The organism is Vibrio sp. 10N.222.49.C9, from assembly GCF_041474985.1.
Lineage (GTDB): Bacteria > Pseudomonadota > Gammaproteobacteria > Enterobacterales > Vibrionaceae > Vibrio > Vibrio crassostreae_C.
In genome coordinates, this window is the sequence record NZ_JBFRVD010000463.1 from 1 (window position 1) to 261 (window position 261).

Below are 261 nucleotides of genomic sequence, written 5' to 3' on the forward strand. Positions count from 1 at the left end.
TCCTAGCGGTTGGCGGTATGTTCATCTGTATCTTCGCAGGCTGGCGTCTAAACCGTGTTGACCTAGAGAAAGAAATTACTAACGACGGTAAAGTATCTTTCCCACTATTCGGTCTATGGTACAACCTAGTTAAGTACATCATCCCTGTAGCAGTTGCTGTAGTTGCAATCGCAGGTATCCTAAGCGGCTTTGAAAGCGGCAAAGGCCCAATCATGATTCTTGCAATCGCTATCATTGGTTTGACTGCGGTAGTTTCTAAGA

The 261-nt window shown here is 45.2% G+C and carries 1 pseudogene; it reads left to right on the forward strand.

From position 1 onward, the window contains the following. Nucleotides 1-261, forward strand: a pseudogene (locus tag AB4585_RS24000) (sodium-dependent transporter); the annotation flags it as partial.